The 14875-nt window shown below is 43.3% G+C and carries 13 protein-coding genes; 9 read left to right on the forward strand and 4 right to left on the reverse strand.

What is annotated here, in order from left to right; all coding sequences use genetic code 11:
- Positions 1-12: 12 nt before the first annotated feature.
- Genes pstB through ACLD71_RS19635 form a run of 3 tightly spaced genes read right to left on the reverse strand, consistent with a single transcriptional unit; the run spans position 13 to position 4746 of the window.
- A complete protein-coding gene (gene pstB / locus ACLD71_RS19625) occupies positions 13-831 on the reverse strand; it encodes a phosphate ABC transporter ATP-binding protein PstB (protein ID WP_137671436.1) in 819 nt (272 codons plus the stop codon).
- A gap of 27 nt (positions 832-858) precedes the next feature.
- The gene (gene pstA, locus ACLD71_RS19630; protein ID WP_303552944.1) at positions 859-2514 is read right to left on the reverse strand and encodes a phosphate ABC transporter permease PstA; all 1656 of its coding nucleotides are present in this window, start codon (positions 2512-2514) and stop codon (positions 859-861) included.
- Between the two features lie 21 nt (positions 2515-2535).
- The gene (locus ACLD71_RS19635; RefSeq protein WP_161985059.1) at positions 2536-4746 is read right to left on the reverse strand and encodes an ABC transporter permease subunit; all 2211 of its coding nucleotides are present in this window, start codon (positions 4744-4746) and stop codon (positions 2536-2538) included.
- A gap of 322 nt (positions 4747-5068) precedes the next feature.
- Here ACLD71_RS19635 and ACLD71_RS19640 point away from each other — a divergent pair, with 322 nt between their 5' ends.
- From ACLD71_RS19640 to ACLD71_RS19655, 4 genes are all read left to right on the forward strand, one after another.
- Entirely contained in the window at positions 5069-5572 is a 504-nt protein-coding gene (locus ACLD71_RS19640; protein ID WP_411991734.1) for a glycine cleavage system protein R, read from the forward strand.
- Positions 5573-5608: 36 nt separating this feature from the next.
- Positions 5609-7690: a polyphosphate kinase 1 gene (ppk1, locus tag ACLD71_RS19645; RefSeq protein ID WP_137671439.1), complete on the forward strand. Its 2082-nt coding sequence runs from the start codon at positions 5609-5611 to the stop codon at positions 7688-7690.
- Between the two features lie 212 nt (positions 7691-7902).
- On the forward strand, positions 7903-8835 hold the full coding sequence (locus ACLD71_RS19650; RefSeq protein ID WP_411991735.1) for a LysR substrate-binding domain-containing protein: 933 nt from the start codon (positions 7903-7905) through the stop codon (positions 8833-8835).
- An 81-nt stretch (positions 8836-8916) separates the two neighbouring features.
- Positions 8917-9771: a hypothetical protein gene (locus ACLD71_RS19655; protein ID WP_137671441.1), complete on the forward strand. Its 855-nt coding sequence runs from the start codon at positions 8917-8919 to the stop codon at positions 9769-9771.
- Between the two features lie 90 nt (positions 9772-9861).
- On the opposite strand, the gene ACLD71_RS19660 is transcribed toward ACLD71_RS19655, so the two are convergent.
- A complete protein-coding gene (locus tag ACLD71_RS19660; protein WP_411991736.1) occupies positions 9862-10494 on the reverse strand; it encodes an HD domain-containing protein in 633 nt (210 codons plus the stop codon).
- A 230-nt stretch (positions 10495-10724) separates the two neighbouring features.
- Between ACLD71_RS19660 and ACLD71_RS19665 the strand changes: the two genes are divergently transcribed.
- From ACLD71_RS19665 to ACLD71_RS19685, 5 genes are all read left to right on the forward strand, one after another.
- Complete coding sequence (locus ACLD71_RS19665; RefSeq protein ID WP_137671443.1) at positions 10725-11405, forward strand: DUF2975 domain-containing protein; 681 nt, start codon at positions 10725-10727, stop codon at positions 11403-11405.
- A 12-nt stretch (positions 11406-11417) separates the two neighbouring features.
- The gene (locus tag ACLD71_RS19670; protein ID WP_137671444.1) at positions 11418-11636 is read left to right on the forward strand and encodes a helix-turn-helix domain-containing protein; all 219 of its coding nucleotides are present in this window, start codon (positions 11418-11420) and stop codon (positions 11634-11636) included.
- A 51-nt stretch (positions 11637-11687) separates the two neighbouring features.
- Positions 11688-12188: a hypothetical protein gene (locus ACLD71_RS19675; RefSeq protein WP_137671445.1), complete on the forward strand. Its 501-nt coding sequence runs from the start codon at positions 11688-11690 to the stop codon at positions 12186-12188.
- A gap of 751 nt (positions 12189-12939) precedes the next feature.
- The gene (locus ACLD71_RS19680) at positions 12940-13749 is read left to right on the forward strand and encodes a glycoside hydrolase family 11 protein (protein ID WP_411991737.1); all 810 of its coding nucleotides are present in this window, start codon (positions 12940-12942) and stop codon (positions 13747-13749) included.
- A 115-nt stretch (positions 13750-13864) separates the two neighbouring features.
- Entirely contained in the window at positions 13865-14863 is a 999-nt protein-coding gene (locus tag ACLD71_RS19685; protein ID WP_411991738.1) for a hypothetical protein, read from the forward strand.
- The last annotated feature ends 12 nt before the right edge of the window (positions 14864-14875 follow it).

Here is a 14875-nt window from a genome sequence, read left to right on the forward strand (position 1 = left end):
GCCACGGTATGGTTAACCGTAGCGGCCTGTAATGTAATCTTCGGTTTGTTTCTTCGCCGGTGTGGTAAACAAGGTATTGGTATCAGCGTATTCCACCATGTCGCCCATATACATAAAGGCTGTTTGGTCGGATACACGCGCCGCTTGTTGCATATTGTGAGTCACAATCACCACGGTGTAACGACTCTTGAGGTCGTTAATCAGTTCTTCAATCGTCAATGTTGAAATTGGGTCGAGAGCTGATGTAGGTTCATCCAATAATAGCACTTCTGGCTCAATAGCAATGGCGCGGGCAATAACTAAACGTTGTTGCTGACCACCTGATAAACCAAAGGCATTCTCGTGCAAACGATCTTTTACTTCTTCCCACAGCGCTGCGCCGCGTAATGAGCGCTCTACTGCTTCATCTAATACTCGGCGGTCTTTTATACCTTGTAGGCGTAAACCGTAAACCACATTCTCGTAAATTGATTTAGGGAATGGGTTTGGGCGCTGGAATACCATGCCCACATTACGTCGCAGCGCCGCAACATCTACGCTTTTGTCATAGATGTTTTGGCCATGCAGCATAATTTCGCCGCTAATTTTACAAATATCAACCAAGTCGTTCATGCGGTTAATACAACGCAACAAGGTAGATTTACCACAACCCGACGGGCCAATAAATGCGGTAACCTGCCCTTTAGGGATCTTCATCGATACGTCGAACAAGGCTTGTTTACTACCGTAGTAAAGATCGAGATTCTTTACTTCCAAAGCGGTTTGTTCTGCCGTTAAGTTAGCCAAATCTAATTTAGTATCTCGACTATTTTCTGTATTCAAAGAAATCATTTTTTTTCCTACAAATTTGCCGTTAGCTTATTGGTCTAACGTTTTAAACTTTTCACGTAAACGGTTACGGATTTGAATGGCTGCCAAGTTCAAGCCAATAATAACCGTTACCAATAAAAATGCAGTGGCATATACCAGAGGGCGTGCCGCTTCTACATTCGGGCTTTGGAAACCTACATCATAAATGTGGAAACCTAAGTGCATGAACTTACGCTCAAGGTGAATAAACGGGAAGTTACCATCTAAAGGTAAGGTTGGCGCTAGCTTCACCACACCCACTAACATTAATGGTGCTACTTCTCCTGCTGCACGAGCTACCGCTAAAATCAATCCAGTCATAATGGCTGGACTAGCCATAGGAATAACAATACGCCACAAGGTTTCTGCTTTGGTCGCACCTAACGCTAACGAACCTTGACGAACCGCACTTGGAATACGCGACAAGCCTTCTTCAGTGGAAACAATAACCACCGGTAAGGTAAGAATTGCTAAGGTTAAGGCTGCCCAAATAACCCCTGGTGAACCAAAGGTAGGTGTAGGTAAAGACTCTTGATAGAACAAGGAATCAATACTGCCACCTAGCATGTACACAAAGAAACCTAAGCCAAATACGCCGTATACAATAGACGGTACACCCGCTAAGTTAATCACCGCGATACGAATCAAACGAGTCAAGCTGTTATTACCTGCATATTCGTGCAAGTAAATAGCGGCAACCACACCTAAAGGCGTAACAATAACCGCCATCAGCATTACCATGAATACCGTACCAAAGATGGCTGGGAATACCCCGCCCTCGGTATTCGCTTCACGCGGTTCAGATACAATAAACTTGGTTGCTTGATGCACCCAATGGCCTACTTTATCAAACCAGTTCATCTCGTTAGGGAAGAACACATCCAATACGTTGTCCATTGGAATGGTCACCAACTCGCCACGCATATCGCGAATAACAAGTTGGTCACGACGCGCATCGTCTCGGTAAGCGAACAACTGCTTCTCTAATACCAAGTAATCTTGATGAAGCTGTTCTTCTTCGGCCTCAATACCCGCTAGGCGCTCAGCTGTTAACTCTTCAGCCATTTCATATTTACGCTGTTTAAGGCGTAAACGCTCTAGGCTGTAGTTAATGCTACCAATATCGCTGCGTTGCAACGAGTCAGCTTGTTCAATAATGTCGTTTGAACGCTCTAACAGCTCATACAATGTTGCGTGGTCAGTATCTAAAGAAGCGTCAATGGTTTCGCCGCCTTTAACAATACCTTCAACGTAACCATAAAAGTTACCGTTGGTTCTACGCTCTACCACCGCAATATTTTCTGGGCGTGTCTTCGACAAGATTTCGTTTTCAGTTAGCCAGCGAAAATCTAGATCAACATATTCGCGGTTACCGGTTTTTATTAGAAAACGTTCTACAAAATCACCGTCTAAGCCTTCTAAGTTAGCACCAGAGGCTTGTAAGCGCTCAATTGGCACTAACTCTGTTTCGTACAGTTCACCAATAACCGTTTGGTTTTTGCCAAACTGATGAACTTCCATTTCAAGCACTGGGCTTGGCCAGAAGTAAACTAAGCCTCGTGCGGCAATCAGTAGCAGTAATCCAATTACTGCTACTAAGCTTATGCTTACCGCACCGGCTGTCATCCAAATCCACGGGTTACCTGATTTAAACCACTTATTCATCGGTTAGTTCCCATATCCCTATTACAGCGAGCTGTATTTGTCGCGCAGACGTTGGCGCACAAATTCAGCAATGGTGTTAAATGCGAAGGTAAATACAAACAATACAAAGGCCGCTAAGAACAGCACTCGGTAATGTGAGCTTCCCACTTCAGACTCTGGCATTTCTACCGCGATGTTAGCCGACAAAGTACGCATACCCTGGAAGATACTCCAATCCATTACCGGAGTATTACCCGTAGCCATCAGTACAATCATGGTCTCGCCAACTGCGCGACCGAGGCCCATCATTACGGCCGAGAAAATACCTGGGCTGGCGGTAAGAATGACCACCTTAGTCAAGGTTTGCCAAGGCGTAGCGCCTAACGCTAACGAGCCATTGCTCAAGTGCTTAGGCACCGAGAAAATCGCATCTTCGGCAATCGAGAAAATAGTAGGAATAACCGCAAATCCCATGGCTAAACCCACCACCATTGAGTTACGTTGGTCGAAACTAATCCCTAACTCGTTGGTCAGGTACAAACGTGCATCGCCATCAAACATCCATTGCTCAAGCGCTGGACTAATTTGAATACAGCCCCAACCAATAAACAGTACTACAGGGATAAGCACGATGGCGTCCCAACCGTCTGGTAATAGTTGACGCACTTTCTTCGGCATTTTTGACCAAGCAAAAGCAGTGGCTAGGAAGCCGACCGGCAGTAACACCATAATGGCGATAACACCGGGTAAGTTGTCTTCTATAAGAGGGGCTAACCATAAGCCGGCTAAGAAGCCCAAGATTACCGTCGGTAAAGCTTCCATAATTTCAACGGTAGGCTTAACCACTTTACGTAGCGGCGCAGACATAAAGTAAGCGGTATAAATAGCACCCGCTAAGGCAATGGGTGCAGCAAACAACATCGCATAAAAAGCAGCTTTAATGGTACCGAAGGAAATCGGCACTAAGCTCAATTTAGGCTCAAAGTCATCACTGGCCGAGGTTGATTGCCAAACATACTGCGGTTCTGGATAACCTTCGTACCAAATTTTGCTCCACAATGCGCGCCAAGTTACTTCTGGGTGCTCATTATCTACGTGGTAAAATTCTAGGCCCTTCTCAGATTCTGTTAACAGGCCGCTGGCACGTGGTGAGAAGGCTAAACCAAAGGCTTTAGAGTCGGTCATCTCGCGCACTAAGCGCCCACCGCCAGTAGTGTGAAATAGGGTAATAGACCCATCTTCGCCACTTACTGCAAACCCTTTGCGGAAATACTCAACACCAATCTCATTGATTTTAGTGCCAGCGTTAAACTCGCGAATTTGAGTGAGTTTACGTACGCCATCTTTAGCCACATCAAACCACTGAGTAATACTGCCGTTATCGTTTGCAACGATCAGCGAGCTAGCGCCAGTGAGTAAGGCAAGGTCTGTAACATTAGCATCTTTGCTGTTGATGAAATCAACCGAGTTTAAACGCACATCATCAATGTTTGAAATGTTGTAGTTTGCTAGTTGGTTACCGCTGCGAATATACAAACGACGCAAGTCAGGTGTGACCAGCATTTGATCAACACTTTTTGGCAGACTCGGAATTTCAGCGAGTTCAGGCAACCATTCTAAAGACTCGCTAAACATGTCTTCTTCGGCTTCTAAACGTACCAACATACCTCGGCCATCTTCGGTAATGGCTGCTACTACCGCAGACTCTTCTTCGCGCTCAAACGCCAACTGAACAATAGGCTGCCCTTGGGCATCAATGCTCAATGCTTGCTCACCCATTGGGTAGTCTAAGCTCGGCGTAATTAAGCGTTTGTCGTTGGGGTAACTAACGCCAAACTTCGGCGCAACCACGTAAGCAGTACCTTCACGAGTACCGTAGGCCACTAAACCTTGGTTTGGCACTGTGCGGTCTGCCGCAGTTATTTCTGCGTCAACTTGATAGTCTGTAAACTCACGCGGCGTATCGGTTAGGTTGAAGAAACGTAGGCGACCATCACTGTTAAAGCGATAGGCAATTTCGTTTTGTTCTTCAACACCAATGGCCACGGTAGTATGACTATCGTTTAGCGGAATGGTTTTTGACTTTTCTAAGCTAGCCCCATAAAAAATAGGTGCTACCACATACAATAAATAGAAGAAAATTAAGATCAACGCCAAAAGAACTACGATTCCGCCAGCACTTACGCTGTAGCGGGTTAGTCGGTCCTTAATTTGCCGCTGAGCACTACTATTAAATGACACTGACTGCGTCATATATCCCTCACAATTTAATAGATCTGGCGAAAGTATATGGCAGTTTTATGACAGTATTGTTACAGAGCGAAATACTAAAAAAAATGTCACAATTTTGAGGGCTTTAAGGGGCTTACTGTTCTATCATTAGCAAGCCAGTGTTACATTTGTATGTAGCTAATATTACAGTGAAATTATATTGCGTAGGTGGGTGATTTTTCTTCAAGTGCGCGGGCTTACATCTTCCTAAATCAATAAAAGCTATGCATACTTTAATCCCTCGGGAATTACACTTAGTTTTCTGCACTTAGCGCGATAACCTACCCTACTAAGGAGCAACAAGATGAAACAACTCGTAGTCAGCGTAATTGGTAAAGACCGCCCAGGTATTGTAGACCAATTATCTTCTTTAGTAGTGCAACACAAAGGCAACTGGCTAGCCAGCAGTTTAACCGAGCTTGCCGGGCAGTTTGCCGGCATTCTGCATATAGAGGTAGACGAACAGCACTTAGCTAGCCTAAGCCGTGCCTTACAAGATCAAGCTGGCTTGTTGGTTAACATCGCAGAAGGCGATAAAAGTGGCGATGCAGAGCAAGCTCAAGTGGCTATTACCGTTACAGCCAACGATCGTGTAGGCATTGTTAAAGAAGTCACTCAAGCGCTAAATGCACTAGGTGTTAGCATCACTGAAATAAACACCCTTGTTGCCAGCGCGCCTAACTGGGGCGGCCTTATCTTTACCGCGCATCTATTAGTACCTTGCGCTAATGAAGAGCAGCTAAGCAATATTCAAGATTCTTTGGAATCACTAGCTGATGACTTGATGGTAGATTTTGACCAAGACTAGATGAGTAACTTAAGCAGTATTTTATATAGGTGACCAATGAGCGACAGTCTTTATATTGAGAAAGAGTTAAGTTGGCTTTCGTTTAACCAACGTGTTTTGCAAGAAGCCCAAGACCACTCCGTGCCTATCATCGAGCGAGTGCGCTTTTTAGGGATTTTTTCTAATAACCAAGATGAGTTTTATAAAGTACGCGTGGCAGCACTAAAACGCAGAATCATCTTAAATGAGTTAAAACAGAAAGACGACGGCTCGATCAAGTTACTTAGTGACGTACAAGCCAAGCTTGCCGAATTACAGCAAGACTTTGATGAGACCTACCGAGAAATTATTCTCACTTTAGCACGCCGTAATATCTTCCTGATTAATGAAGACCAGCTAAGTGATAATCATCAAAACTGGGTGCGTAAATACTTTAAAGACAAAGTTCTTCGTCACATCACACCCATTGTTATTACCAAACGTACAGACTTGGTTCGCTTCTTAAAAGATGAGTACACCTACTTAGCGGTTGAAGTTAAAAAAGGGGATAAAGAAAGTCACTTGTTGATTGAGATCCCCACCGATACCCTGCCGCGTTTTGTAGTATTGCCGCCAGATGGTTCTAAAACCCGCAAAACAATGATTATTTTGGATAATATTATCCGATTTTGTTTGGATGATTTACTGCGTGGATTTTACGAATACGACACCATATCGGCATACTCAATTAAAATGACCCGCGATGCAGACTACGATCTCACCGATGAGGTAGACCAAGGTTTATTAGAGAAAATGTCTGGAGGCATTAAACAGCGTTTAACAGCAGAACCGGTGCGTTTTGTTTACGACAGAGAAATGCCTAACAGTATGATCAAACGCTTGAGTAAAATGCTGCACATCTCAAAACTAGACCACAGTGTAAGCGGCAGTCGTTATCATAACTTTAAAGACTTCATTGGCTTTCCAAACGTGGGCAGGAAGTACCTAGAAAACAACAAGATTCCGGCATTAAATTGCCGAGATTTTGATAGCTTTGATACCGTATTTGACGCTATCAGCGCGCGTGATATTTTGCTGTATTACCCTTACCATAAATTCCGTTATATTTCGGAGTTTGTTCGCCAAGCCTCGTTTGACCCTAAAGTCAGCAGCATCAAAATCAACATTTATCGGGTGGCCAAAAAATCTCACCTAATGAACTCGTTAATTGACGCCGCCAATAATGGCAAACGCGTCACCGTAGTGATTGAATTACGCGCTCGTTTTGATGAAGGCGCAAACATTGGTTGGGCACAAATGCTCACCGATGCCGGCGTAAAAGTAGTCTTTGGCGTGCCCTCGCTAAAAGTGCACTCTAAGTTGTTGCTTGTTACACGTAAAGAAGGCGACCAAAGGGTATTTTATAGCCATATTGGTACTGGTAACTTCCATGAAAAAACCGCCAAAATTTACACCGATTTTGCGCTGTTTACTAAAAACCAAGAGATTGGCCAAGAAGTAGAAAACGTATTTCGTTTTATTCAGCAACCTTATCGACGCTTTAAGTTCCAGCACTTAATTGTTTCGCCTAACGATACTCGTCGCCGCTTGTTCAGCTTAATTGATTACGAGATAAACCAAGCCAACTTAGGCCACCCTGCAGCCATTACCATTAAGGTAAACAACTTAGTTGATAAAGGCTTAGTGACCCGTTTGTATGCAGCAAGCAAAGCTGGGGTAAAAATTCGCATGGTGATCCGCGGCATGTGTTCGTTAGTGCCAGGTTTAGAGGGGGTAAGCGACAATATCCGTATTATTAGTATTGTTGACCGCTTCTTAGAACACCCTCGAGTATTTCATTTCCACCACAGTGGAGAAGATCAGGTCTACATTGCCTCGTTCGACTGGATGACTCGAAACATTGAAGAACGAGTTGAAGTGGGTGTACCTATTTATGATGAAGAATTAAAACAGCGGGTTATCGACTTACTAGAGCTACAGTTTGCTGATACCACCAAGGCGCGAGTATTAGATGGCAAGCAACAAAATCTCTATGTGAGCCGAGGCAATCGCCGTAAAATTCGCTCGCAAATTTGGACCCATGACTACCTTAAAGCCATTGAATCTAAGCCACGCCGAGTAATAACAAGTGATGAGTAATGTAAAATAAGCGAAGCGCTATCATTAAGCCGACACATCTTAACGTCGGCTTTTTTGTTACCGACACATCCATGTTAATACTCTTTCTTAGCCCTCCACACAGTGTTCAGGCTTAACGATAATCTCGCCCAAATACCGACCAAATCAATACTAAATCTCACAATTAGATTACAATGCAGACATAAATACCAAATAATGAAAAGATATTAAGAATGAGGCTCGATGAAATAGAGTTAGGCACACTAAAAGTACTGCTTGATTTACATCAAACCCAAAACACCTATAAAACGGCTGAACGTTTACAACTCTCTCAATCAAAAGTGGTTCGCCATTTAGCCAAAGCGCGAGAGATTTTAAATGATCGCCTGCTCATACGTTCTGGCAATCGTTTAGCGCCCACCAACTATTTAGAAAAAATTGTAGAGCATATCCCAGGGTTATTACATGCTGCGCAGCAGGCCTTACAGAACGATAAACAAATTGCCCCTTCACAACTAGAAGGTGAGCGAGTGATTATTTTAAATCGCCCTCTCATGTCTGTTTATGGTTCTCGTTTATACAAGGCGCTGTCAGACGCCGCTCCCAATGTTACTTGGTGCTTAGAGGAATGGGGTGAGTCAAGTACAGAGAAGTTGCTGCAAGGTAGAGCTTGCTTAGGTGTGAACTTTTTTAACCGCTTTTTACCTAAATCAATCAGTCAAAAAGTCATCGCTAAAGATGAGTTTATCTTGCTCGTCAATCCGCAACACCCTTTAGCCACTTCTCCTCCAGAGACTTTAGACAGTATTTTTCATTGGCCTTTAATTATTTGGAATGCCAGTAACTGGAACGACTTACGTGCTCACTTCGACATGCTAGTTAATAACCTAAAAGTGGAGCCGCAAATCAGCCTAAAAACCGATAACTTTCTGTTAGCGATGAATGCGTGTGAACAAAGCGAAGGGATATTGGCAGCAAGTCGCTCAATGCTGCCAGAAAAAACCAGCTTAGTCAGCGTGTCGTTGCCGCAAAGCCTAGAAGATTTTGCCGAAGGTGTCTCAGATATCGTAGTTTGTCTTCGCCAGCAAAACAAAGATAATCCACTAAACGAATGGATTATATCGATAATAAACTCTATATCCAGCTCAAGTCAGAAATCGAATTAGTTAAAGTCACTACTGGGTATTTTACAAAAAACAGCTTGTTTGTAAGATGCCGTCACTCAAACAGCTAACCCAGTAGTTACTATGACAAACCTAAACAACACGCTAATCGCATCGGCGATTTTAACCGCTCTGTTCTCACCGTTAAGCTTCGCTGAAGAAGTAGCAGCACCAACTGCTGATGAAGAGTTTCACGATGCCGATCCTCGTAACAGCAATTGGCGTGGAGGCATCGCTGCCGACCATAATGGCCAAATTAAACTCGCTGCTGGCGGTGGTAGCGGAACAGAAACAACCCAAACCACTTTATTAGGTGAGTACTACACCGAAAGTGACAACTTCCGCTTTCGTCTTGCTCACTTTGATGCGCGCTTTGGTGGCGTGTATACCGATTTATATCGCGTGACCGATCTTACTAACATGTATACCGCTGGTTACATGCTGCCGCTAAAAACTGCCGAAGGTACAATGTTCTTCCCATCTATCAACTACACCTATGTTGACTGGGATGTAGATGGTATTGGTAACAGCATTGATTCTAATTGCCGCAATTATGGTGACCTAGAAAATGGTTTATGCAAAGGCATTGCAGACTTTGGCGGCGCAAACGGAACCAACGTTGCAAAATTTTTAGGCTCAGACAACTCTCATATGAGCTCACTTAATCTCTACGTGTTACAGCCTTGGAACAATACCCACTACACAGTGCTTAATGCCAATATGGGTAAGTCTTTTGATGGCGTAGAAATGAATGTGGTAAACCTAATGTGGTTACAAGGTATCCGTACTCATCTAGGTGATAACATCTTAAACATCTACTTAGAAGTGAAGTACGACGTGCTTGAAGTAGACAGTGCTTACTACAACCCGATTAGTAACAAAGGCAGTGTAAAGTCTGAGGAAACAATTGGAACGATAGGTTTCGATTTCCGTTTCTAAATATACAGTAATAAGCTGACCAAGGATGGTTAGTACTCAACGCTTTTAAACAGCAGTCTAAGTCCCCCAACATCAAAGTGAATGGCTGAACTAAAACGATAACTCACTTTTTAGCTGAGTTAAAAAGCGCTGCATAAACTGACTCCGTATTTTGGCCTCTTTCTTAGCGGCGTCGGTGTGCACTGTATCCTGAATTAACAATAATTTAGTAAAGAAATGGTCGATGGTATACAGCGTGTCATTGGGAGTGCGTTGCTCACACAAGGGATCATTGGCGTGATACAAATCTCTTCCTAATCCACTGCCAACCTGAATACAGCGACTAATGCCAATAGCGCCTAAAGCATCTAAGCGATCGGCATCTTGAACAATTTTCGCTTCCAAGGTTTGCGGCTTAACTTGCCCACTATAACTATGCGCCAAAATAGCATGATGAATGTCGGCCAAATAAGCGGCGGGATAATCTATATCAGTCAAGAACGCTACTGCTTTATCTGCAGCAAGCATTGAGGCATTAGCACGCTGCAGGTGGTTTTTAGCTAGCGTCACGCAGTCATGCAAGTAGGCCGCGGGTAAAACCACCGCTAACTTTGCGTCTTCTTGCTGACAAAACAACGTCGCTAAGCCAACAACTCGCATAATATGATCAAGTTTATGGGCAGCATCAGCACAGACTTGCTGCTGTAAAAAGGCAAGGCATTTCGCTTCTAATTGATTAGTCACAATTGAGTTCATTTAGATGGGGCTACCGATGGATGTAATAAGTGCTAACGCTAACTAAATGAGACCAGCCTGTCAAAAGCAAAAAACGCTATCAGCAAAGCTTAAGTTTACCTAAAAAAACCTCTCTTATAAGTATTTACTTTGAGAATTTTATCATTCATTATTTAATGATAAACGATAAATAAACATTGTTTATCGTAAAGATTCGTCTAGTAGGGAGAACATAGACAATGCAGTCCATTGAGGCTATTAGTGCCGTAGGTAAAAGAATGCGGATCTTCTTATGGGGCTTAGTAGCACTAATCTTGGTGTGTTTAATCGGCTTTCCTAGCGAGTTAGGCTTAGATATTGAGCCAATGCGCCACAGCCCTTGGGTATATAGCTTTTACAACTTGGTTGAAATGGTGTTTGGCCCACCAGAATTGCCCTTTGACGACCTGTTACTCCTACCGCCAGATGCACCATTTTTACACCCCGAGCCCTTGCCTATTTCTATGAGAATTAGCTCGGTGGCCATCTTCTTCACTACGTCTTTACTCATGGCATCTTTAGTCTGGGAAATCGACCGATTATTTAAGGCATATAGTCTTTGTGAGGTATTTACTCTAGAAACCACTAGCCATTTTCGTTGTATAGGCTGGACCTTAGTAGCGCTATTTGTGGTGAATGGTGTAGCTAATTACATTATTGAACACATCATGATCCCCTTTGAAATGGAGATGAACCGCCCGTTTAATGGTCCACCTATGGGAGATATGTTTGGCTTAATCCCTCCTCCACATGAATGGACAAACATGGAGTATATCTCTCTCGACTTTCCACTGTTATTAGCAGGCTTGTTTATGATTGTAATTGCTCACGTAATGCACTTGGGCGTGCAAATTCAAGCTGATGTAGATGCAACTATTTAGTGGGAGCGGTTCATGACAATAGTAATCAACTTAGATGTGATGCTAGCTAAACGAAAAATGCGCTTAAATGAATTGTCTGAAGCAGTAGGAATATCAATACAGAATTTATCTATTTTGAAAACTGGCCGCGCTAAAGCGATCCGCTTTTCAACCCTAAATGCGATTTGTCAGGTTTTAGAATGCCAACCTGGTGATTTGCTAGAGTACCAACCGGATCAGGATGCACCCTAAACCGGCTGGTTTGACATAAGCATGAAATACTAAGTCATTAAGGAATTTAGCATGAAATACCGACTTAAACAAAACTTGAGGTTACTCGCGCCATTGCTCGCTTTAGCGCTATACCTCAGTGGCGCGCAAGCCGAGGCCATCAAAGACTTCGAGCCATTTAATGACCCCTTTATAGTGGTTGATTACGACGCTTCTATCTCACGTTTACCGCTAGACCAACAATCTCAAGCGCTAGAATGGCGTGAGCAAATGCTAGCGTTAGAGTACCAACTAGATGGCAGCGAACTGGACGATAATGTGAAAGCTGAAATCAGCTTCAGCGTTCTTTATCAGCGCCTAGACCAACTGTTCTACGAGACTAAAACCGACCTTGTTAAAGTGAATGTACTGGAAAGTTTAACCAGCGAAGAACAGTTACAAGCCTTGAAGCTATGGCGAGACATTCAGCATAGTGAAATAGCCTTATTGAGTAATACTTATAATGAAGCGGAGGAACAAAAAATCTTTGAGAAGTACGCCAAACTTGATGCTATTTTAGCCTCAATTAACTAATTTTATTCCGAATACCACTTTCTTTTTTGGTGCGCTATGGCGCACCCTTTTTTTACTCACTAAATACTTAATGTTTTGTGTAACACTCCTTCGCTTTAAGGTTTAGCTTCTAGACCTCCTATGCTGGTTACAGCTCTCTCTAAGTCACGAATATCATTTTCAGTCTTAACAATGAGTAGCAGCGTTATGAGTTTTTCTCTGACAAAAGAAGTGGAGGCCTAAGGCAATAGGGAAGCAAAATTTCTTATTGCAACTGCTACCACAATAAACCCGCTAATAATAGAAAGATGCGGCGCTTCAAATGTTCATGAAAGCAGCAGCTAACTATAAAGGGAATAAATGGGGCGAACTTGCCCCTGCCTATCAAGCTTGTTGCTTTAGTCTTGGTCGGTAAAGCTAATGGTAAGGCATACTTTGTGGCTACCTTGCTGTAGCTAGCTGGCTTACAGGCTGGATCACCCCCCTCTGCAATTAAATAGTACGAAAAAACAATAGATCGTTTCGTTCATTTTTTATCACTAGTCAATTTCGTTTTTTTGTAAACGGCAAAATTTCATCGCTTAGTATGATGCGCCCTTGTCTTTTAATTTTTGGGTTTGACCTAGAAATCTTACCAAGCCAATACTATGTCCGTACAAAAAATGTACACAAATTCAAATAATTAAACATAGCATTTAACGAGTTGTATGGTCTTATGAAACGCATTCTCTGACTAGTTCGTTGGTAACCTAAACGGAATAGGAACACCCAAATGAAAACTCCACTTCTAGCCTTATCATTAGCATTTGGCTCATTACTTTCACTCACCCCGAATACAACCTTAGCAGCCAGTATTGGTAAAACGATTTGTGACCCCGCAGCCGACTCAGACAATGGTTACGGCTCAGGCACCTATCGAGGCCACTTTTATTCGTGGTTTGAACTTAGCCAAAACAACATTAAAAGCTGTGATGTGAAAATCGGTTTTTATAATGATGCGGGACGTCATTATCGGGCTGAATGGAACATGGCCAAATCTTGGGGCGAAGACGCCATTGGCGGCCTAGGTTGGGAAAATGGTGCACGTTACAGAAAAATTGGTTACAACGTTGGCGAGCTCACCAGCAACTCAAATATTCAAAAAGCCTTAGTCGCACTTTATGGTTGGTCTTGCAGCGGCAGTAACTCCCAAGAGTACTATGTAGTAGACAGCTGGAAGGGCCCTGGTAAGTTTGTGCCTTGGGACGAAAATGCTGGAGCACCTGCGATAAGTAAAGGCACAGTAAATGCCAACGGAGCCACCTACGACGTATATTTGGTTGACCGTAACGGCGCTCAATATTGTGGCAACGGTGATAGCCGACAATTCAAACAATATTGGAGTGTTCGTCGCTCCCCTACTTCCACAGGAAGCAACCAAGAACTGGATTTTGGCCCACATGCAAACCGCTGGGACAACTCAGATTTAGGCTTTAAAACCAACGGAATCGCCAATGGCTACCAGATCCTAGCCATTGAGGTTTTTGGCGATGCTAACCTTAATCACAAAGGCGCGGTAGATTTATCGCTTTGGTTACGCTAAAGCTCAATTGTGCAGAGACTAAGTAGCTTATTCCAGCTTAGTCTCTTCCATTTGAATGACTGTAAGATGCTGGCAATTAAGTAAGCACTGCAGCTTGGCCTGCTTGGAGAACACAATGAAAAACCTACGTTTGGCACTGTCTTTTGGTGCATGCTTTATTGCTGGCTACCTGGTTGCAGCTGTTTATCATCCAACAGCTGTCGATAGTCGCCATCAAACTAGCGCCATGCAAAGTGTCTTAGCACAAGAAACGACAAGTTCCAGACGCGATACAAGCAGCACTCTTTATCCATCGTATAATGGCATCTCCTCAAATATGCAAACAGGCCATACCAACAATCCTATTGTTGCTACACCTACCAATAAACAAGCGCTTGAAAAGAGTCATCAAGAGCAAACAGAGAATAAGTCAGCCCAGCGCTTTGATGCACTTAAACACTCGCTACGCAACGACCCCAACAGTTTAGATGACACGATTAGTCAACTTGAGAACCTAAGTATTGAAGACCCTGAATTCAACTTGCTGATATCAGCCATTAAAGGCGCATCGAACCCGCAAAGTGATGCCGCCTTATTTGAATTGGCTGAACACTATGCGATGCAAACTGATCCGCAATCTCAACAAAAATTCATTGCGATACTGGCCAGCACCTCAACGAATATTCAATCGGAGCAGTTAATTAATAGCTTGATAGATATGGCGGTGATAAATCACTCTGATAACTACAGTAGTGTTGAAGCACTTAACTTAATTCAACCTTATCAACTCAGCCAGGCTGACCGGGACATACTTACCCGCGAGCTTGAAAATAAGGTGTTTGAAACTGAGGGGGATGAGGCCGAGATGCTACTCTCACAGCTGATGCGCTTTAGTGCTAGTGAACAACGAAGTGAAATTGCCAGTAACATGCTAGAGGGTGACTCAAACATGCTGAAAGAAGCCGTATTTGACAGCATTAACAGTGGCAGTATTCCTGCAGCAGAGCCTTTAAAAACCCTGCTACTCGATATTGCATTTAATCAACAAAATCCACTAAGCGGCGAAGCGCAATACACTTTATTAAACAATTTTGCACTTAGCCAGCAAGAATACACTCAACTGCAGAACCATTAAGCCAAGCACTAA

The sequence above is a fragment of the Agarivorans sp. DSG3-1 genome, from assembly GCF_046774965.1.
Classification (GTDB): Bacteria; Pseudomonadota; Gammaproteobacteria; order Enterobacterales; family Celerinatantimonadaceae; genus Agarivorans.